The 20,954-nt window shown below is 67.2% G+C and carries 12 protein-coding genes, 3 pseudogenes and 1 riboswitch; of the genes and pseudogenes, 9 read left to right on the top strand and 6 right to left on the bottom strand.

What is annotated here, in order from left to right; translation table 11 throughout:
• Positions 1–2: 2 nt before the first annotated feature.
• The 5 genes from OF380_RS00960 (at position 3) to OF380_RS00940 (ending at position 6,443) form a co-directional block, all read left to right on the top strand.
• Positions 3–665, top strand: coding sequence for a GAD-like domain-containing protein (locus OF380_RS00960; RefSeq protein ID WP_264048923.1), 663 nt, complete (start codon positions 3–5; stop codon positions 663–665).
• A gap of 294 nt (positions 666–959) precedes the next feature.
• A riboswitch (cobalamin riboswitch) is annotated at positions 960–1,160 on the top strand.
• 106 nt (positions 1,161–1,266) lie between these two features.
• Positions 1,267–3,417 (top strand): TonB-dependent receptor, encoded by a 2,151-nt coding sequence (locus OF380_RS00955; RefSeq protein WP_404810521.1) that lies wholly within the window; start codon positions 1,267–1,269, stop codon positions 3,415–3,417.
• A gap of 244 nt (positions 3,418–3,661) precedes the next feature.
• Positions 3,662–4,810, top strand: a complete 1,149-nt coding sequence (locus OF380_RS00950) for an acyl-CoA dehydrogenase family protein (protein ID WP_264048921.1) — start codon at positions 3,662–3,664, stop codon at positions 4,808–4,810.
• Entirely contained in the window at positions 4,807–5,376 is a 570-nt protein-coding gene (locus OF380_RS00945; RefSeq protein WP_264048920.1) for a cytochrome b, read from the top strand. The genes OF380_RS00950 and OF380_RS00945 overlap by 4 nt, the downstream gene beginning before the upstream one ends.
• 422 nt (positions 5,377–5,798) lie before the next feature.
• Positions 5,799–6,443, top strand: coding sequence for a nodulation S family protein (locus OF380_RS00940; protein WP_264051521.1), 645 nt, complete (start codon positions 5,799–5,801; stop codon positions 6,441–6,443).
• A gap of 10 nt (positions 6,444–6,453) precedes the next feature.
• On the opposite strand, the gene OF380_RS00935 is transcribed toward OF380_RS00940, so the two are convergent.
• Positions 6,454–7,779, bottom strand: coding sequence for an APC family permease (locus OF380_RS00935; RefSeq protein WP_264048919.1), 1,326 nt, complete (start codon positions 7,777–7,779; stop codon positions 6,454–6,456).
• A gap of 201 nt (positions 7,780–7,980) precedes the next feature.
• Positions 7,981–9,018 carry a catalase family protein gene (locus OF380_RS00930; protein WP_264048918.1) on the bottom strand — a complete coding sequence of 346 codons (1,038 nt, stop codon included), beginning with the start codon at positions 9,016–9,018 and terminating at the stop codon, positions 7,981–7,983.
• A gap of 282 nt (positions 9,019–9,300) precedes the next feature.
• Between OF380_RS00930 and OF380_RS00925 the strand changes: the two are divergent.
• A pseudogene (locus OF380_RS00925) lies at positions 9,301–10,383 on the top strand (catalase family protein).
• 458 nt (positions 10,384–10,841) lie between these two features.
• Here OF380_RS00925 and ligD read toward each other — a convergent pair.
• Positions 10,842–13,346: a DNA ligase D gene (ligD, locus tag OF380_RS00920; protein ID WP_264048917.1), complete on the bottom strand. Its 2,505-nt coding sequence runs from the start codon at positions 13,344–13,346 to the stop codon at positions 10,842–10,844.
• A gap of 217 nt (positions 13,347–13,563) precedes the next feature.
• Here ligD and ku point away from each other — a divergent pair, with 217 nt between their 5' ends.
• Positions 13,564–14,466 carry a non-homologous end joining protein Ku gene (ku, locus tag OF380_RS00915; protein WP_264048916.1) on the top strand — a complete coding sequence of 301 codons (903 nt, stop codon included), beginning with the start codon at positions 13,564–13,566 and terminating at the stop codon, positions 14,464–14,466.
• Positions 14,463–14,690, top strand: coding sequence for a hypothetical protein (locus tag OF380_RS00910; RefSeq protein WP_264048915.1), 228 nt, complete (start codon positions 14,463–14,465; stop codon positions 14,688–14,690). The genes ku and OF380_RS00910 overlap by 4 nt, the downstream gene beginning before the upstream one ends.
• A 52-nt stretch (positions 14,691–14,742) precedes the next feature.
• On the opposite strand, the pseudogene OF380_RS28675 reads toward OF380_RS00910, so the two are convergent.
• Positions 14,743–14,835: pseudogene (locus OF380_RS28675) on the bottom strand (hypothetical protein); the annotation flags it as partial.
• 409 nt (positions 14,836–15,244) lie between these two features.
• A pseudogene (locus tag OF380_RS00900) lies at positions 15,245–16,028 on the bottom strand (PepSY-associated TM helix domain-containing protein); the annotation flags it as partial.
• A 471-nt stretch (positions 16,029–16,499) separates the two neighbouring features.
• Here OF380_RS00900 and OF380_RS00895 point away from each other — a divergent pair.
• Positions 16,500–18,728 carry a CHASE3 domain-containing protein gene (locus tag OF380_RS00895; RefSeq protein ID WP_264048914.1) on the top strand — a complete coding sequence of 743 codons (2,229 nt, stop codon included), beginning with the start codon at positions 16,500–16,502 and terminating at the stop codon, positions 18,726–18,728.
• Between the two features lie 117 nt (positions 18,729–18,845).
• Here OF380_RS00895 and OF380_RS00890 read toward each other — a convergent pair whose 3' ends face one another.
• On the bottom strand, positions 18,846–20,633 hold the full coding sequence (locus OF380_RS00890; protein WP_264048913.1) for a sensor histidine kinase: 1,788 nt from the start codon (positions 20,631–20,633) through the stop codon (positions 18,846–18,848).
• Between the last annotated feature and the right edge of the window lie 321 nt (positions 20,634–20,954).

Below are 20,954 nucleotides of genomic sequence, written 5' to 3'. Positions count from 1 at the left end.
ATATGAACGAATACCAGGTCAGGCTTGCTTCGATCGTGGAAAACTTCGGCGTTCCCAAGGACGGAGAAGCGGTCGACATGGAACGCCATAGGGGCCAAGTCCCGGACGCCATGATCGAGTTCTGGGAGCAGTATGGGACCGGGATCGTATTGGATGGATATTTTCAGTTTTGCGATCCCGCTCGATTTGCTTCGATCATGAAGGTTGTTTTCGATGGCGACAACGAGATCAGACCCGAACAGACACATGCCCTAGGCTTCGGGGCGTTTGGAACGATCGTCGCATGGAATGAAGTGTATCAGGACGTCGCCATCAACCTCGTGAGCAGCCAGGTGTCGTGCCCTTCTCTTGTAAGCGGCAAGACCTTCGATCCCAATATGGCCGTCACCAGCCAATTGATGATGATCGACGATCCGACCCTCGATGAATATGACGCAACGGTCAAAAAGCTTTTCAAGCCGACATGTGCCAAGCTGGGAAAGCTCGGCGTCGGGCAGATCTATGGCTTTAACCCGATCCTGACACTTGGCGGCAACAGAGCCCTGGAAAGTCTGACGATCTACGACGCGTTGCCGCATATGGCGGTCCTGGCGCAGGCGCATGAGATGCAGTTGATGGACAACGCCGCTTTTCCGCCTCGCCCGGTGCGGGTGATTTCTTCATGAACTCGGCCCAATGACCGCATTGGGCCGAATTTTGCCGTTCGGCAGAGCCTGGGTCTATGACCGCTTCCAGGCGACGCTCGCAGCAGCATGTATGACTATGTTGGGTCGAGATCCGCCTGTCCGCTCAACGACCGATTCGGGTGGATTTCCGCCGGTCCGCTGTCAGGCAGCAAACGTTCGAAGCAGGCGTTACGCGGTCGCCCCAAGCGAGCGCTCCCAAAGGTTCGCTTGTCACCTACCGAGCACACGGACCCGGAAAGTCTCGAACCGGCATTGACGCTGTGTCGCCTGATGGGGCTCCTTGTGCCTGACGGTTCCTTCTCGGAGGATCAAAAGGGAACGCGGTGAGGGCCTTGGCCCGATGCCGCGGCTGCCCCCGCAACTGTAAGCGGCGAGCCCATCATCAACACGTCACTGGATCTGCGAGGATCTGGGAAGACGATGAGAGGGCGGTGACCCGCGAGCCAGGAGACCTGCCGTCAGTCGTGGTCACACGCGAAACGCATCGGGCGGGGTGTCCTGGTGGGTGTCGAGGCGTTCGCATGTCGCGGGCGGACCAGCGTCTTCGCGGTGACGTGCCACAGACGTCACCCGAGGTCCTATGCCGCCCGTTCGTTCACGGCCCGCCTACCGAACCCTTCTGCTCGCATCCTGTGCCAGCCTCGTACCCTACGGCGCTCAGGTTCAACGAGCCTCTTCCCAGGCAGCAGAAGCCAATCTGGCCGAACTCTCAGTGACGGCGGAGGCGCCAGCCACCAATACGACCGGGCCTGCCGCGAGCGCAGGGTACGTCGGCGGTGTCACTGGCATCGGGGGTAGCCTCAGGACTGTCGATGCGGCGAGCGCTGGAGTGATTTCAGGCGCGCAGATCAACAGCCGCCCCATCACACGACCCGGCGAGGTGCTGGAGAGCGTGCCGGGCCTGATCGTTACCCAACATTCCGGAGAGGGGAAGGCCAACCAGTTCTTCCTGCGCGGGTTCAACCTCGACCACGGCACCGACATCGCCATCTCGGTCGACGGCATGCCGGTGAACATGCGGACCCATGCCCATGGGCAGGGCTACGCCGACCTCAACTTCCTCATCCCCGAACTTGTCGGCGCCGTCGAGTTCCACAAGGGGCCGTACTTCGTCCGCGACGGCGACTTCGCCTCGGCCGGGTCGGTGCGGATCGATTATCTTGACAAGGTGAACCGTAACCTCGCCCTGACCTCGTTCGGCTCCTTCGGTTTCAAGCGGGCGTTGACCATCGCCTCTGCGCCGCTGGGCCAAGGCACCCTCCTCGTGGCCGGCGAGGCCCAGACCTATGACGGTCCGTGGGACGTGCCGGACCGCCTACGCAAACTCAACGGCGTCGTCCGCTATAGCCAGGGCACGGCGCTGGACGGCTTCGCCCTCACCAGCATGGCCTACTGGGCGAAGTGGAACGCCACCAACCAGATCCCCGAGCGCGCGGTTTCGGAGGGCATCATCGGGCGGTTCGGCACCCTGAACCCGACCGATGGTGGGGATACCGGCCGCTTCTCGCTCTCCGGACGTTGGAGCCAGACCGGCGATGCTGGGATCACGCGGGCGAACGCCTACGTCATCCGCTACGGGATGAACCTGTTCAACGACTTCACCTACTTCCTCAACGACCCCATGAACGGTGACCAGTTCCGCCAGCGCGACAACCGGGTACTCGGCGGCGGCGAGCTCGGCCATACCTTCCAGGGCGACCTGTTTGGGATGCCGATGGAGAACGAGATCGGCGTCCAGACCCGAACCGACAGCATCCGGGTGGGCCTGTTCAACACCACGAACCGGCAGTATCGCTCGACCGTCCTCGACGACCGCGTGCTGGAGGCGAGCGGGGCGTTCTACTACGAGAACCGGCTACGCTGGACCGACTGGCTCCGCACCAGCGTCGGCCTCCGGGCGGATACCTACTACGCCGATGTCGTATCCGACACTGCGGCAAACTCCGGCAAGGCGCGCGATAGCATCGTCAATCCGAAGCTCGGCCTCGTGCTGGGCCCCTGGTTCGATACCGAGTTGTTCGTGAACTACGGCGGCGGCTTCCACTCGAACGACGCTCGCGGCGTGACCGCCACCGTCGATCCGGCAAGCCCGCTGTTCAACATCAGCCGCTCGCCCTTCCTGGTGCCCTCGACGGGGTCTGAGATCGGCCTGCGCAACCGCAGCATCGCCGGCCTGGAGACGGCGGTGACGCTGTTCCAACTCGATTTCGCCTCCGAGAACCTGTTCCAGGGCGACACCGGCACCACCGAGCCGAGCCGCCCCACCCGTCGCTTCGGCGTCGAGTGGATTAACCGCTACGCGGTCACACCCTGGCTCTCGCTGGAAGGGGACCTGACGGTCACCAACGCCCGCTTTGCGGACCGGGACCCTGCCGGCAACCGGGTACCCGAGGCCCCGACCACCATCGCGTCGGCCGGGTTCACCTTCGGCGAGGGCCTGGGCTGGTTCGGCTCGATGCGCTTTCGCTACTTCGGACCGCGCCCCCTGATCGAGGACAACTCAGTCCGCTCCAAGCCGACCGCGCTGCTCAACGGCCGCGTTGGCTACAATTTCGAGAACGGGATCAGCCTGTCCCTCGACGTCCTCAACCTCACCAACGCCAATGCCGACCAGATCACCTACTTCTACACCTCGCGTCTACCCGGCGAGGCAGCGGACGGTGTCGCCGACCGGCACTTCCATTCGGTCGAGCCGACAGCGGTAAGGCTGACCCTGGCGGGTCGGTTCTAGGATCTTCGAACGTCCGATGTCGGCGAGGACGGAGATGGGCTACTTCGCCCGGGTCGGGTCGGAGGCGGTACGTCCGCTTCAGGGAAGTCGGCGAGCTTCGGCTCATGGCGCGGTCCCGACATGCCGAGTGCAAGGTATTTCGGCTTGCGGACCATATGTCGCCCTACGGCCGGGCTGGGCATCATGCCAGGATCGGACCTATCGAAGCGGGCTGCACCCCGCCGGGGTTCGAGGGGGAACGCATATGGATCAAGTGACCCCGCTCGCCCTGTCCTACGATGCCGTCGCAGCCGCCCGCCAAATTGCTGCGACCGCGGCGACGCGCGCCAGGGCCCAAGACCACGACGACGGCTTCCCAACCGAGGACGTCGTTGACCTCGGCCGCCTGGGCCTGCTCGCAGCGCCTGTGCCGTCTCTGGCTGGCGGCGCCGGGCTCGGCGAGGAGCCGGGCGCACGCAAGCTCGCGGCGGTGCTGCGACTGGTAGGCTACGGCAGCCTGCCGCTGGGGCGGCTCTACGAGGGACACGTCAACGCGTTGCAGCTCGTCGCCCGCTACGGCGCGCCCGAACAGCGGGAACGGCTCTTCGAAGACGCCCGTGATGGCCACCTGTTCGGCGTCTGGAACACCGAGCCTAACGGCGGCGGCCTCAGCCTGGAGGACGGCGCCGACGGCATGCGGCTGACCGGTGTGAAGACCTTCGCTTCTGGGGCGGGCTACGTCACCCGTGCCCTGGTGACGAGTCGTGGTCCAGGCGGAAGCGGCACAGTGATGCTGGTTGTGCCGCTGCAGCCTGGGAGCCGGGCCGACTTGTCTGCGTGGCGGCCCCACGGCATGCGCGCCTCGGCCACCGGCACCCTCGACTTTACTGGCATCGCCGTCATGGCGGGGGACATTGTAGGCGATCCGGACGCCTACTTCCGCCAACCGGATTTCTCAGGCGGCGCTTGGCGGTTTGCAGCTGTGCAACTCGGCGGCATCGAGTCCGTGTTCGACGCCTGGCGCGGGCATCTCGCGGTGGCCGGCCGTAGCGGCGACCCGCACCAACTCGCGCGCCTCGGCGAGGGTGCCATCGCGGTGGAAGGGGCCAGGTTGTGGGTGGAACGCGCCGCGGAAGCGGTGTCCAAGGACGTCCTGCCGCCGGAGCGCATCGTTGCCTTCGTCAACCTTGCACGGCTCGCCGTGGAGCGGGCCGGACTCGACGTGCTGCAACTCGCCCAGCGCTCGGTTGGCCTGCAGGGCTTCCTGCGCCCGCATCCCCTCGAGCGGCTTTCGCGCGACCTTGCCACCTACCTGCGCCAGCCCGGGCCGGACCGGGCCCTTACCGCGGCCGCCCAGGAGATCCTCGGTGCCGGAGGCATGGTGGGGGACCTATGGGACGGGACGGCGCCATGACCACGGCCGGGGGCACCGACACAGCCCCGGTCGAAGACGGGTGGCTCGACACGCCACGGCGCTACGGCCGCGTGAGCCGTGCGTTTCACTGGCTCATGGCGGCGCTGTTCGCGTGGCAGTTCGCAGGCGCGCTGCTGTACGTCGTCACCGGAGACAATGCGGTGACGCGCATCGTCGGCGGCAGCCACTTCACCTTGGGCTTCACCCTGTTCATGCTGGTGCTACTGCGCGGCGCTTGGGGCTTAGCGAACCTGGCCCGGCGCCCGCCGCATCCGGGGCGCCTGGGCCGCGCTGCGGTAGCCGGCCACCTTCTCATCTACGCGCTGATGGTCGTCGTGCCCAGTCTCGCGCTGCTGCGCCAGTACGGGTCGGGCAAGCCGTTCACGCCTTACGGCATCCCGCTGATGCCCGGGCGCGACGACAAGGTCGCCTGGATGGTTGCCCCCGGCGACCTGCTCCATCATTGGCTGGCCTTCACGCTCCTAGTGGTGCTGGTCGGCCACGTCGTCATGGCCTTCCTGCACCGCAAGCTCCAGAAGGAGGACGTGCTCGCTCGGATGACATGATGCGGTTGAAGGGACAGCGTCGTTAGCAAGTAGACCTTCGGGGACGCTGTGCCGCTTCGCGTAGCGTTCAATTTCGCACGTGAACAGACCTTCAACTGACAGGCGCTTGAAGTCCGCGAAGGGTCATTTTGTGGCATAGAGCAAAGTTTGGGACTATGCCGGCTTCCGAATGATGCTTGCAGTATCCTGTATGTCTAGTTTGAGTTGGAAGGCGACCGTCAGGTTTCTACGCAAGATGAAATTTCCATCCGTAAGCGTATCGCTTATCTCCGGCCTCGCTCTGGAACTACTGCGTCCAAGCGAGGTTGCATTCTGGCTCACCCGTGGAATTCATAAGGCGTGACATGAGCGAAACGAAGACGTCTTCGCGTCGCCGGCTGCTACAATCCGGCGGCGGTGTGGCTACCGCTATGTTGTTGGGAATGAACGGATCATTGAGCGCCGAATCAGGTAATGCCAGCCCGGCCGAGACACCGACGGGTCGGCGGTCAAAAACGCTTGATACCGACTATTTCAAAGGCATGTACGCCACAGATTCCGATCCATGGCAGTTCGCAACGAGCGCCTACGAGCGGGACAAGTACGCGGCCACCTTGGCGGCCCTGCCGCGGTCCCGTTACACCTCAGCGCTTGAGGTAGGCTGCTCGATCGGCGTGTTCACTCATCAGCTCTGCCCTCGCTGCGAGGTTCTCCTGGGGCTCGACGTTGTGCCATCGGTACTTGAGCAGGCCCGTACACGCTGCGCTGACTGCCCGAACACCAGCTTCAAGCTCAGTGCTGTTCCCGGCGAGTGGCCCGAGGGCAAATTCGACCTGATCCTGATTTCGGAAGTTGCGTACTACCTCGACCGTCCCGACCTCGCCCGTCTAGTCGCACGGGTCGGGAATGCTCTGCTGCCGGAGGCTGATATCGTACTGGTGCACTGGACCGGTGTGACCCACTATCCCCTGTCCGGTGACGAGGCTGCCGAAGGGTTCATCGCTGGCGCGCGCGGCTTCGCCCAGATCCTGAAGCAGGAGCGGACCGACAAATACCGGCTCGACGTCCTGCGGGCTGCTAAATCCTGAAGAGCCTCGCTTACTCCGGAGACGTCGGCCGAGTTCCTTCCTGATCCTGACGCCTTGCAAGGACGTGAAGCAGGAGCCCGGCCAGCATCAGCAGGGAGCCTGCTAGCGACTGGAACGGCCGGACCGTCAGAAGGTGGACCATCATCAGCAGCGTGATGGACAGGAAGATCAGCGGGGTGACCGGGTAGCCCCAGGCCCGGCACGATCGCGGCAAGTCGGGCCGTGTGATCCGCAGCTTGACGAGACCGAGCACCGTCAGGAACGAGCAGAAGGTCAGGGCGAACTGGATGAAGTCCAGTACCGCCTCGAAGCTCTGCGTCAGCAGGAGCAGGCTGGCGACCGCGCATTGAAGAAGGATTGCGGCCGTTGGGACCCCGCGGCTTGAGTGGCGGGCGAGTGCCCCGAGCACCGGCATGTCCTCGCCCATGGCTACCGTCACGCGGGGGCCGATCCACATCATCGCGCTGATCGTTGGGATAAGCCCTAAGCAGATTAGCGCGCCAACGAGACGACCACCTGTTTCGCCGAAGATGTGGCGCCCGGCAATCAGCGCGACTTCGACTTGGCCGGCGAGGGCGGGGAGCGGCGTGGTGTAGAGGAACATCGCGTTTAGGGCGACATAGAGCACGACGACGATGCCAGTCCCCACGAACAGAGCCCGTGGCAGGCTGCGGGGTGGATCCGCAAGTTCGCCGACGATGTAGGTTGCCGCGTTCCAGCCGGTGTAGGCGTACATCACGAAGACCAAGCTGACCGCGAAGCTAGCGCTGAAGAGTTGCCCGACGTCGAAGGCGTGCGGCGCAAAGTCGATGGGCTGAGCCTCGCCGTAAGTGAAGCCCGCGACGATAAGGGCGACGATCAGCGCCAGCTTCAGCAGCGTGGAACCAACCTGGAGGACGCTGCCGTGGCGTGTGCCTCGGAGGTGGACGGCGGTGACGATCCAGATGACCCCAAGGCCGAGGAGGAGCGGCGGCGCACCGGGCAGGACGGCCTTGGCATACTGCCCGAACGCCATACCGGCGAGGGCCACAGGTGCCGCGAAACCGACGGTGGCGGAGAGCCAGCCAGCCATGAACCCGAACGCCGGGCCGTAGACGCGGGTGAGAAAATTGTACTCGCCGCTGGAGCGGGGAAACATTGTCGCGAGTTCAGCGTAGCAGAACGCGCCGCATAGGGCGACGACGCCCCCGATGAACCAGAGCAGCAGCAGTGTGAAGCCGGACGTGATGTCGGTGACCTGGAACCCAAGGCTGGTGAAGACGCCGACACCGATCATGTCGGCTACGACGATGGCAGTCGCGGTCAAGGTCGAAACGGCCGCGGCGGGTGTTTTCATGACCAGTCCATAGGATTTACGCTAATGTTGCGTCCACAAGCTTGGGTCTGTGTCCACTCCCGGGAGGCGCCTGCTGTAACCTGTACGACCATGTTGGGCGGATTTCTGCCTGTCGGCTTTCGAGCGGATTAGCGATGAAACAGACATCGCCGTCGCGCCCTATCCTGATACCTACAGTAGTTGCGACCTCAGGATGTCGCTTCAGATCACCGCGCCCGGCTCGTGGATCGGGCAGCGGTTGAACCGCTCGCGGAACTCGGCCGAATGCCTGTAGGGGGCGTTGCGGGCGCGATTGATGTTGCCGAGAGGTCGGTGCGCTGCGAGGCCGGTCCACACGCTGAAGCGCATCTCCTCATCCACCGCTTGGACCCGGGCGGGGTCCCAACTGTCCTGCGGCTGAACCCGGACAATCCCAACCCGCTGGAACGGTGCCTCGTCCTCCTTCCACTCCACCGTCGGGTCCTCGACCGGCTGGCGTTCGAGGTTGCGACAGAGTTGGACCCGGAACTCCCATTCGCCGGCGATGCCGATCATCTTGGACTGCACTGTCTCGCGGATGGCATTCGGGCGGCCGGAGGCGTCGATCTCAGTGCCGGTCAGGGCGGTCAGAGCCGGCGCGACGGGGGCCAGCGAGAATTTGGCGATGTAGTCACCGTACCGGAACGGAGTCAGGCTGTAATAGGTCTCGCCGAGCGGATCGACATTGAGCGCACCGCCCAGGGAACCGATGGTGGGGCTGTCGATGCCCACCGCCTGCAAAGCCTTGTTGACGCCGCGCAGGACCGTAGAGGCGGCGACCTTCAGCCCCTCGGCGCGGTCCGTGGTACCGGCCAGCAGCTTGAGGCTGCCCAGGAACTTCTCCGTGTTCGGCGCCTGGAACACCTTGCCGTTGACCATGATGAAGTTCTGCGTCGTCCCCTCTGCATCCGCCAGGCGCTCGCCATCGACGTCCAGCACCTTGAGTGCGAGGCCTCGGGGCAGGGAGACCGCATCGGGGAGGATGTCGCCGGCGTTGGTCGACAACCGCATGTAGACCTTGTGCTCGCCGGGATTGGCGAACAGCCCCTGGGCCAGGTCCGGCGGAAGCCCGGCATCGATGTTGAGCACACCTTCGAGGATGCCGTGGGACTTGGCGTGAACTGAACGCACGGCGTGCCCGGAATCTTCCGCGACCCGGTTCAGGATCTTATCGAAGGTCTGGTTGAGCTGCTCGATGGTCTGCCCTTCGTTCGGCATCATTGCCTCGACGTCGGGAGTGTATCGCACCGGTGATCGCAAGGTCTGTCTCCCGCTGGCGGCCAGGACAGAACACCCGTTAACCCGGCGACGTTCCGGGTTGTGCGGCATTCAATCGCCCCTGAACGAGGTGTGGAACGGCAGGGGGCTGGCGCGGCTTTTCGGCGGTGCGGTCATTCTTTCCGCCCAGGCGCGGCCGCGATCCGGCGGCTTTCGGACCCCACGTCCCGATCCCTGCTTTCGTCAAACCATCCCGCAGGCGGACGACACGTCGAGGAGACGCCGATGACATACCTTCGCTACGCCCCCGACATCGAGACGCCTGCCCCGGACGAGCAGAAGTCCATCGACGGCATCATTCAGGGGATGACGCAGCAGTCGCAGGTCGTGGAGAAGCGCGAGCGCCACGCGGTACGCGCGAGCCACGCCAAGAGTTCGGCCTGCGTCGTCGGGGAGTTGGTCGTTCCGGAGAACCTGCCTCCGGAACTTGCACAGGGCCTGTTCGCCAAATCGGGGACGCACAAGGTGGCGGTGCGCTTCGCGCAAGGGCCCGGGGAGATCCTGGGCGACCGGGTGTCGACCCACCGCGGCATGTCGATCAAGGTCTTCGAGGTGCCCGGCGAGAAGTTGCCGGGCCACGATGTCGAGACCCAGGACTTCGTGCTCGCCACCGGCACGACCTTCCCGTCGGGCACGGCGGCGGGCTTCCTGCGGGACGGCACGGTCATTGGAAAATCGACGGGCCTGCCGGAGGGCGTGAAGAGCGCTGTCGCGGCCACAGCCCGCAACCTCAACCGAATGCTGCACGCCTTCGGCACAGAAAGCGCCATGGCCGATTTTCTCGGCCATCCCTACAGCCATCCGCTCGCCGACAGCTACTTCAGCCAGGCCCCGATGCGGTTCGGCGACTACGTTGCCAAGCTCGGGGCGGTCCCGGCTTCGCCTGCCCAAAGGGACCTCGCCGAATGGCGCCTTGATCCGCACGGGGACGAGGATGGTTTCCGCCATGCGGCGGCTGCGTTCTTTAGCGAGACTGAGGTGGTGTTCGAATTGAAGGCTTAACTGTGGGCTGACGCCGAGCGCCAGCCCATTGAGGACGCGTCGGTCGACTGGCCGGTCGCGGTCAGCCCGTACCGTACGGTGGCGACGCTCCACCTACCCCGGCAGGACGCCTACTCTCCTGAACGGGTGCGTTACTTCGACGAGGTGATGACCTTCCGCCCCGCGCACAGCCTCGTGGCGCACCAGCCGCTCGGTTCGGTGATGCGGGCGCGGCTCCAGGTCTACCGGGCGCTGAGCGACTTCCGACACCGGGAGAACGGCGTGACCGCCGAGAACACCGCCTCGCCGGAGAGCATTCCGGCCTGAGGCCGACCCCTTATCCGCCACCGATAGAGGAGCCAACCATGACCCTTCAGGGCATGACCATTGCCACCCTGATCGCCCCCTGGGGGACGGAGGAGCCGGAGTTCACGAAGTCCCGCGAACGCAGATGAACAGCCCGCTGGCGGAACGGCTCGGCTGCGCGCTCAACGAAGGACCGTTCGGTCCGGTCATCCGCACGGATGCCGCCAATCTGATGACGGAGGCGGGGGTGTATGCGGCCGGGGACATCGCGCGGGCGCCCCACGGCGTGAGTTGGGCTGCGGCGGACGGCGTCACGGCGGGTGTTCCGGTCCACCAGTCCATCGTACTGGCGCTTGGCTGCCTGATCATGCCCAACGAATGTCGTGTCCGCTTCAGGGTATCGACAAAGAGATCTCGAATGGCAGTGTTGGGTCGCAAGCAGCCCCTTGCGATGAGTGCCGAGCGCAGGATCTCGACCACTAGGTCCTCCGACGTGGCCGACGCCCTGCAGCATCCAACGGCCGGGCCGCGCGTTCGAACCCGGCCCAGGGATCGCGACCCAAGGCGGACAGGCGGCCAGGCAGACTGGCGACGTCGAAGCGCGCGCCGGACCCGAGCGACGGGAGCTGGTCCCAATCGACGGGAACGGATACGGGCGCACCGGGTCGGGCCCGGGTCGAGAAGGCCGCGACGGCCGTCGCTCCGCGCTGGTTGCGCAGGTAATCCAGGTAGATGCGGCCGTCCCTGGCCTTCTTCGACACGGTGGCGACGAAGCTGTCGGGGGCGTCCTTCGCCATCTCGGATGCGATCCGCTTAACGAAGGCCTTCGCCTCGTCCCAGCCGGCCTTCGGTTCGAGCGGCACGACGACGTGCAGCCCCTTGCCGCCGGTGGTCTTCACGAAGCTGGAGAGGCCGGCGGCCGACATCCGCTCGCGCACATCCAGGGCGCCGGCCACGAGATCGGCCCACGCGACGCCGTCGCCCGGGTCCAGGTCGAAGACCAGACGATCCGGCCGATCTGGGTCGGAGGCCGACGCGCCCCAGGGATGGATCTCAAGGACGCTCGACTGGACCAGAGCGCGGAGGCCTTCGGGGTCGCCGACGACGACAGCCTTCTCATCGCCCACGAGCCGGATGTAGCGCTCTTCGAGCCCGGCCCAGGCATGCTTCTGGTAAAAGCAGGACCCGAGACCGTCCGGGCACCGGAGAAGCGACAGCGGCCGGTCCACGACGTGCGGCAGGATGCCGTCGGCGACCTCCGCGTAGTACTCGGCGAGACCCTCCTTGGTCAGGCCGACGTCGGGCCAGAGCACGCGATCCGGATGCGTCAGCTTCGAGACCGCTCGGACTAGCTTTCGCGTCCGCGCCCTCGCCGGCTTCGGCTTCGCCTCCCGCATCACCTCGTCCGGACGCACGTCGGTGCGGAGCGTCTTGAAGGACGCGTGACGGAGCTGGCGGTCGCCCGTCCATCCGCGGAACGTCACCTCGCAGACGAGCCTGGGTTCGACCCAGCGTGCGTTCCGGCGCGCCAGCGGCGGCAGCTCGGCCTCGAAGGGCGGCGCCGGAAGGCGCAGCGGCTCCAGCTGCGTCCAGAGATCCCGCGCGACCGCGTCGCGGAAGCCGGTGCCGACCCGCCCGACATGGACGAGAGTGCCGTCCTCGTGCGTCCCGAGGATCAGCGATCCCACGCACTTCGGCGCCGTGGTCGACGGCATGAAGCCGGCGACCACGAACTCCTCCGACGAGCTGCACTTGATCTTGCGCCAGGCGTCGGTCCGGCCCGACTGGTAGGGCGCGTCCGCGCGCTTCGCGACGATGCCTTCCAGGCCGAGCCTGCAGGCATGGCGCGCCATGGCCGCGCCGTCGGCGGCCAAGTGCTCGCTGAACCGAACGAGGCCGCCCGGCTGAGCGTCGTCGAGGCTCTGCAGCAGCAGGTCCTTGCGCTCAGCCAGGGGCAGCGCGCGCAGATCCCTGCCGTCGAGGTAGAGCAGGTCGAAGGCGTAAAAGGCCGCCGATCCGGTATCGCCGGTGGCGAGGGCCTGCTGCAGGGCGGAGAAGCTGGAGACGCCGGCCACCGTCTCGACGACGATCTCGCCGTCGATCAGGGCCGATGGCAGCTTCATGGCCTTCAGGGCCAGGGCCGTCGCTTCGAACTTCGCGGTCCAATCGAGGCCCGAGCGCGTCAGGAGCTTCACCGAGCCGCCGTCGATGCGGGCCTGCATGCGGTAGCCGTCGTGCTTGATCTCGTACAGCCAGCCGTCGCCGGTGGGCACGTCGTCGACGAGGGTCGCCAACGCCGGCTCGACGAAGGGCGGCAGGATCGCCTTGCGGGCGGCCTTGGACCGGGACGCAGGGGGCTTCGTCTTCCGTTCCGCCACCACATCGGCCCGGGCGGCGTGATCGGCTCTCACGGCTCCGCCGCCCGCGAGATCCCGGTTGGTCCGGCCCGACAGGACCGAGGCCTCTTGCTCGACCAGGATGTCGCCGTCGCGCCGGGCGTGCTCGTCGTCGACCTTCATGAGAAGCCAGGGCTGCTTCTTCTCGCCGCCGCGGCCCTTCATCCGCACGAGATGCCAGCGGCCCGCGAGCCGCTCGCCGTGTAGGGTGAATTCGAGGTGGCCCTTCGCCAGCCCGGCGGCCGGATCGCCGACCGGCTCCCAGGACCCGGTGTCCCAGACGATCATGGTCCCGCCGCCGTACTGGCCCTTCGGGATCGATCCTTCCCAGGCCAGGTAGTCGACCGGGTGATCCTCGGTCGAGACGGCGAGCCGCTTCTCGGCGGGCGACAGGCTCGGTCCGCGCGTCACGGCCCAGCTCTTCAGCACGCCGTCCATCTCCAGACGCAGGTCGTAGTGCAGGCGCCGCGCATCGTGCTTCTGGACGACGAACCGCGCCTTCGCCGCCTTGCGGCCGCGCTTTCCCTTGGGCTCGGGGGACGCCTCGAAGTCCCGCTTTTCCCGATACGGTTTGAGGAGCTCGGTCATCGTTTCGAGGAAACGGGACCAGCGGGATCGAGTTCCTGGGCGGGCCGGGACGGGGGAGGAACGGAGGAGGAAACTACAATAGTCAGCAAGTTATCCACAGGTGTGCCTGTGGAGGAACGAGTCGAGTTGGACTCTCGTTGAACCGTCAAGCTCCCGGTAAGCCGAATTACGGCTACATCGGCGGGCGACAATACTTCGACGGACACAGGAGACCGACGTGGCAGCCCGCGCCAACTGGAAAGGTCATCTTCGACTTTCACTCGTCTCCTGCGCGGTCGGACTGTATCCGGCGGTCAGCTCGTCGAGAGAGCTGAAGTGCCACACGATCAACCGCGAGACCGGCAACCGTCTCAAGCAGCTGATGGTCGACTCCGTCACCGGCGACACCGTCGATCGCGACGATCAGGTGAAGGGCTGCGAAATCGCCAAGGACGAGCTCGTCCCCGTCGAGGACGACGAGCTCAGCGAGATCGCCCTGGAGAGCACGCACACGATCAACATCGAGGCGTTCTGCAAGCGCGAGGAGGTCGACGAGCGCTACCTCGACAAGCCGTACTACCTCGCGGCCGAGGACAAGGTCTCGCGCGAAGCCTTCGCCGTCATCCGGGATGCGATGAAGAAGAAGGGCATGGCCGGGCTCGGCCGCATCGTCATCTACAAGCGCGAGCGGGTGGTCCTGCTCGAACCCTACGGCAAGGGCCTGCTGGCGACTTTGCTGCGCTACCAGGACGAGGTTCGCTCGCCGACGGCCTACTTCGAGGACATGCCCGACGGTGATCCGACGGCCGAGATGCGGGCGCTCGCCGAAGAGCTGATCGCGCGCTCCACCCGGAAGTTCGATCCCTCGAAGTTCGAGGACCGCTACGAGGAGGCGCTGATCGCCCTGGTGAAGGGCAAGGCGCCGAAGCCCGCGAAGGGCAAGGGCAAGGCGAAGGCCGGCGCGCCGACCTCCGGCAACGTCGTGAACCTGATGGAAGCCCTGAAGCGTAGCATCGCCTCCGAGAAGGGCGGTTCGCCGGCGAAGGCGCAGCCGCGCAAGACGGAGACGAAGCCATCGACGCCTGCGCGGAAGCGTGGTGCGGGCAAGGCCGCCGCCGGCCGGACCCGGAAGGCGGCATGACCCGCCGGGTGGACGAACAGATCGGCCGCCCCTTCGGCATGGTCCTGTCCGACGACGAGGGACGACGCGAACGCAGTTGCAAGGCGCTGGCGTCGGACGGATTCGACGTCCTGGCGTTCCTCGACGCCCGCAGCGCGCAGGATTGGCTCGAGGAGGTGACGCCAGAGGTCGCGATCGACCCTTCACAGACCCTCGGAATGTCCGCTTCACGGCAGCGTGGGTGACGGGGAAGCCGTCCTCCAGGACGATGAAGTTGCGCGAGACGCCGGTGGCGCGGGCGTTGTTGCCGCGGATCGAGACCACGACGTCACGGGGGCCGTTGCCCTGTCGCACCGTCACGCCAGGGCTGTTGCGCAGGATGTCGCCCACGGTCGTGGCGGCGCGATTGTCGATCACGCCCTCACGCCCGACGCTGGTCACAACCTCGCCGACCGGCCTGTCCAGCGGCGTCGGGGCTGAGACAGGCGGCAGCCCAGGCCGAGGAGCGCCGGTGCGGGGAGTGGATGCGGGCCCCTGCGTGCCGTTGCCCTCGGAGGTGACCGAGATCTCGTCGAGGGCGACGACCGGTCCACCGCCCTGGGCATGGGCGGTGGCAATGGCCGGCGGGCCGGCGGGCCGGCGACGAGGATCAGTGCCAGGGCACGGACGCGATGGCTAGGACGGCGACGGGGCATGGCGGTGGCTCGTCTGTGGGCGGCAGGCGGACGCGACCGCCACCACCGAGAGAAGGGAATGGATGTGTGCGGGGGTCGGGGCGCATCCCGCCCCGGCCGCTCGCTCAGGGCGCTAGGCGCGGGCGCAAGGCCTGGACAGCGAGATCGAGCGCGATCATGCCGAGAACGGCGAGGCCGGTCAGCGGGAACAGGGCGCCGAGGACGAGCACGATGCCCGTCACCGTCACGGCGACGCGACGGTCGCGCGGCTAGGGCGGGACGCCGAGGCGGCCGGCCGGCCGACGCTTCCACCACATCACCGCGGCCGTGACCGGAGAGCAGGATGGTGGCGAGGCAGAAGGCCAGCATGGCGAGATGGTTGGCCCGGCCCCAGTGTTCGCCCTTGTGGATGCCGATGCCATACTGGACGGCTCGGGCGACGCCGCCGAGATCGGCGAAGCGCACGTCGACCAGCGGCTTGCCGGTGTACTGGTCCAGCGTGATCATGCGCTGGGCGGTGACGTCCTTCGGGTAGGCCGCCGCGGCGTAGACGCCGGTCTCGCCCACCGGCAGCGAGATCTCGAACCCGGGCGGCATCCCGAGGCCGCGCAGGACTTCGACCGCACGGGCGAGCCCGATGGCGGATGCCGCGCTCGGGTTCGAGACCGGGACCGGCGCATCCTCCATCGCCCACCCCGTGGTGGTGAGCATCTCCCGCATAGGGACGTTCGAGACGGGCTTGTTCGCCCACAGCGCCTGCGGTTGCCCGACACCGGCCTCGTTCGACAGGGTCCGGACCTGTTGGTCCCACCAGATCGACCAGGGCAGGCCCGTCGCGGCGAGGAAGAAGAGCCCCCCGCCCGCCACCAGGCCCGTGACCGCGTGGAACTGCCGACGCGTGGCCCGACGGAGGTCCTTGATCACCGCTTCTGCCGGCTTCTTGGCCGGTCCGGATGTCTGCTTCATCTTCGCTCCTCAGGGGCTACGATGAACCAGCCATCCTCCGTTCGTGAAGACCCGCGATCTGTCCCACAGGTGCTGACGTCGGACAACCATGATGCTTTCCGATCCGATACCTGACGGACCATCGGGTCGGGCCCGGCCAGCCGGCGCATGGCCGTCGGGCGACCTGCGGGATGCGACGACCGCCAAGGCTCGGGAGGGAGGGCCGTCCGGTATATCCATGGGTCGGTGCCGGCATCAGCTTCGCGAAGGTCATCGCAACCCTGAGGTCATCGATAATCGCCGCAATCGTCCTGTGATGTGCCATACTCCTCGCGTAGGTTTACGGGGCACGGGGTATCCGGCATTCGGGCAGCGGCCGTTTGGGTGCCGGGGCGCGAGGGCCTATCCCGAACGGCGAGCACCGGAACGGACGTCATGACCAAGCACCTCGTGGCGCGCGCGAATGTCCTCGTTCTCGCCGTTCTGCTCGCCATCCTCGCCTTGGTCGGCGCGGTGACCTGGGAACGCCTCAACGCCTCCCGCGAGGCACGCCAGTGGTCGCAGCACAGCTATCACGTCCTTGGCACCCTCAAGGACCTCGCCATCGCCCTGCGCGACGCCGAGACCGGCCAGCGCGGCTACGTCCTCACCGGCAGGGACGAGTACCTCGCTCCCTACGACGCCGCCCGCGACCGCATCGGCGTGCTCCAAGGCGAGATGCAGAAGCTCACGGGTGACAACGAGGTCCAGCAGAAGCGTTTGCGCGACCTGGCGCCGGTCATCCAGCGCAAGCTTGAGGAACTCGCCCAGACCGTGCAGGCACGCAGGGATTCCGGCCTGGAAACGGCCCTGCGCATCGTCAACTCCGATGCCGGCCGCTCCTACATGCGAGACGCGGAGACGACACTCGCAACGATGCTCGCCGACGAGGAGACGCTGCTGGCCGAGCGTGTCGCCCAGAACGACGCCCGCGCCGCCTGGGTGCGCTGGATGGTCATCGGCGGCTCCGGGCTCGCCGTCCTCATCCTGGTGACGGCAGCCCGCCTGCTGAACCAAGCATGGTCGCGCTCCTACAAGGCGGAGATCGCCCAACGCGATCTCGTCCTGCGCCTGCGCACCACCCTCGACAGCCTGAGCCAGGGCGTCGGCGTGTTTGGCCCGGACCGCAAGCTCAAGAACTGGAACCACTGCTTCCAGGTCCTGCTCGACCTGCCCAAGGCCATGGTCCGCCCCGGCACCGCCTACGGCACCTTCGTCGAGCACACGGCAGAGCCGGGCCGCCCCGCCCTGGAGACCGAGGAGCAGGTCCGACACGGCAGCCGCAAGGCCGGCGAGGCGGTCACCTACGAGCGCGAGCGCGCCGACAGCCACCACCTGGAGATCCGGCGCACCCCGATGCCGGACGGCGGGTTCGTGCTGACCATCTCCGACATGACCAAGCGTGCCCAGGCCGAGGGCGTGCTGCGGGAAGCCCAGAAGATGCAGGCCATCGGGCAACTAACCGGGGGCATCGCGCACGACTTCAACAACCTGCTGCAGGTCATCCTCGGGAACCTGGAGATTGTGCGCTCCAAGCTCGCCGACGACCCCAAGCTCCAGCAGAGGATCGAGCGCGCAGCCTGGGCGGCCCAGCGCGGGGCGACCCTGACCGGACAGCTCCTCGCCTTTGCCCGGAAGCAGCCCCTGGCCCCCTCGGCCATCGACCTTTCCGCCACCATGCCGGACCTCGTGCCGCTCCTGCGCCGCACGCTCGGCGAGCACATCGACGTGCGCTACGTCGAGACCGCAGGGCTCTGGCCCGCCATGGCCGATCCGGCACAGTTGGAAAGCGCAGTCCTCAACCTCGCCCTGAACGCCCGGGACGCGATGCCGGGCGGCGGGCGCCTCACCATCGAGCTGGGCAACAAGGTGCTGGATGAGGCGTATGCCCGCGACCACGCCGAGGTGACGCCGGGGGATTACGCCATGGTGGCTGTCTCGGACACGGGGCACGGCATGGCTCCGGACGTGGTGAAGCGGGTGTTCGAGCCCTTCTTCACGACCAAGCCCGACGGCAAGGGCACGGGGCTCGGCCTCGCCATGGTGTTCGGCTTCGTCAAGCAGTCCGGCGGACACGTGAAGGTTTACTCCGAGCCGGGGCAGGGCACGACGGTGAAGATCTACCTGCCGCGCGCCCTCATGGCCGTCTCCGCCGCTGCGACACGCTCCTCCGCCCCCATCGACCTGCCGCGCGGGTCGGCGACGGTGCTGGTGGTCGAGGACGAAGCGGCCGTGCGCGAGGTCGCCTGCGCCATCCTCTCAGACCTTGGCTACCGGGTTCTGGAGGCCCCCGACGGCGAGGAGGGCCTCCGGATGTTCGGGCTCCATGCGGCGCAGGTCGACCTGCTGCTGACCGACGTGGTGCTGCCAGGCAAGGTGCGCGGACGGGAGCTGTCCGAGAGCATCACCGCCATCCGCCCGGAGGTGAAAGTGATCTTCATGTCGGGCTACACCGAGAACTCCATCGTCCATCACGGTCGCCTCGACGACGGGGTGCAGCTCATCGGCAAGCCGTTCAAGCGCGAGCAACTCGCCCGCAAGGTCGCAGAGGTGCTCGGGCCGTCCGGTACGGCCGGCCACGAGATGCCCAACGTCGTGGAGCTGAGACCTCGACGTGATGGCTAGCCGGACGGCCTAAGCCCCTCGAAGGCGGACGAGGCCCACGGGCCGGGCTAGGCAGCCACTCGAAAGGCCAGCTGCAGAGCCGTGCGTCAGCCGGGCCAAGACCGCGGTCCCGTCCGTTCAGGACGCCCCGTGGGATGGCATGTCGATGCGCAGGCTGGCGACGTACCGCAGCCCCTCCGGAGCGAACGCGATCTCCGGCCCAGCATGGTCGTCGAGACCGCGACGGAGCAGCCGGGTCCCGAACCCCGACCGGGCGGGCGCCCGCACCGCCGGCCCGTTCCGCTCGATCCACGAGACGGTCAGGGCCGTGCCACCCTCCGCTTCGGTGATTGCCCAGGTGACCTCCACGCGTCCCGCATCGACGGACAGCGCCCCGTGCTTGGTGGCGTTGGTCGCCAACTCGTGCAGCGCAAGCGAGAGGGCCAGGGCTTGCTGCGGGCGCAGGTAGACCGTGGGTCCCGAGCGGACGATGCGTCCGCGCCCGTCGTCGAACGGCCTGACCGCCTCGGCGGAGAGGGTCCCCACGTCGGCCCCGTGCCAGCCTTCCTGGGTGAGGATGTTGTGCGTCGCCGAGAGGGCGAGCAGACGCGCCTCGAATGTCCGCCGCGGGTGGGCCGCTTCCTCGCCGATGCCGCGGAAACTCTGGACCGCCATCGATTGGACCGTCGCCAGCGTGTTCTTCACCCGGTGGTTCAGCTCGTCGATGAGGAGGCGCTGCGTCGCGTCCCGACGACGGATGCCGTCCGATGCGCCGGCAAGGGCGTCCGCGATGCATCGACCTTCCCGGACGATGGGGTCGGCGATGGGGGGCAGCGGCTCGCCGCGTCCCAGGGCCTCGGCGGCCGAGGCGAGGTTGCGCATGGGCCGCGCGATGCGGCCGGCAAGGAGCCAGGCCGCAAGGCCGGCGATGAGCGAGACGAGCCCGCCCGCCGCCAGGATGCCCCGCCTGAGCTCGTCGACGGAGGCCAGCGCCCGGACCGCGTCCTGGCGGACGACCACCCGCCAGCCCAGCCCCGGGTAGTCGCGATAGCCAGCCGTCGCAGCGGTGGCGCTGAGGTAGACCTTGCCGTCGTCGGGCCACGCGCCGATGCGGCCTACGCCGGCTTCCGCCGCGTCGGACCCGGGCGGAAGCGGCTTGCCCCGGAGCGCCTCCGGACCGAGGAGCACCGTCCCGTCCTTGCCCAGGATGATGATCTCGGAACCGGCACGGTGGCCCCTGAGGGAGCGCGCCAGGCCGCTCGCGAGTTCGCGCGCCCAGGTCCAGTCGAGATGGGCGACGACCACGCCCGCGAAGTTGCCCGCGCCGTCCCGGACGGGGGCGGCCACGTCGAGGAGCCGGAGCGGTTCGCGCGACTGGCGGGGAAGCTGCTTGGCGAGGAGAACCGCGTCGTGCAGGTCGCCGACGTAGGGCCCGTTCCGGCTGTCGCTGAAATAGCTTCGCCCCGAGACGTCCACGCCTTCCAGGAGCCCGAGGCTGGTGGCGACGACCCGTCCGGAGGCGTCGATCAGGCCGACGATGGAGTAGTTCGAATAGGTCTCCTGGATGCTCCTCAGGACGGCACGCTTGTCGGCGAGCGCGCCTGAGGGCGAGCGGAGGGTGTCGAGGGAGGCGGCGATCTGGATGTCACGCCAGCGCTCGAACATGCCTTGGTCGAGATTGGACGCCATGTGCCCGGCGACCTCAGCAAGCTGCGTCCCGACCTCCGCCTCCATGCGCCCCGTCGCGTAACGCGTCACGAAAGCCGCGAGGGCGATGGTCGCCGCCAGGGCGATACCCGCGAGCGAAAGCGCCAGCACCGCGCGGATCGACGGACCGCTCCCGGCAGGCCAGGTGACGACGGGGGCAGCGCCCGCTTGGGGCGGAGCGCCGGGCATGGCCGCCGTCAGTTCAGGGTTGCCTTGCAATCGAGTGTCTCCGCGAAGGCCCCCGGGCTTGGACCCTTCGCACGACGCATCTGACGAATGCATACGACAGGTCGTGGGGGAATGGCACATCGCCTCCGCGTCGCGGCGCAGGCAAACATCCGGATCCACACCTTCCGAAGTCAATGACTGCGAGACCGTGAAAACCCGCCCTTGCATCCATCCCGTCGCCGACCGGAATAAGCCGGCGGAGGATGCACCTTTGTCGGCTCCCATGGTTCGTCGGCTCGCACTTGGATCAAACGACGGACCTTAAGGCTACATTCCCGGGATACGGTATGCCGTTCCCGAGGCGGGGGCTTG

It is taken from the genome of Methylobacterium sp. FF17, from assembly GCF_025813715.1.
Lineage (GTDB): Bacteria > Pseudomonadota > Alphaproteobacteria > Rhizobiales > Beijerinckiaceae > Methylobacterium > Methylobacterium flocculans.
The sequence above is the reverse complement of the archived record's forward strand: the minus strand, read 5'-3'. Positions and strand labels throughout refer to the sequence as shown.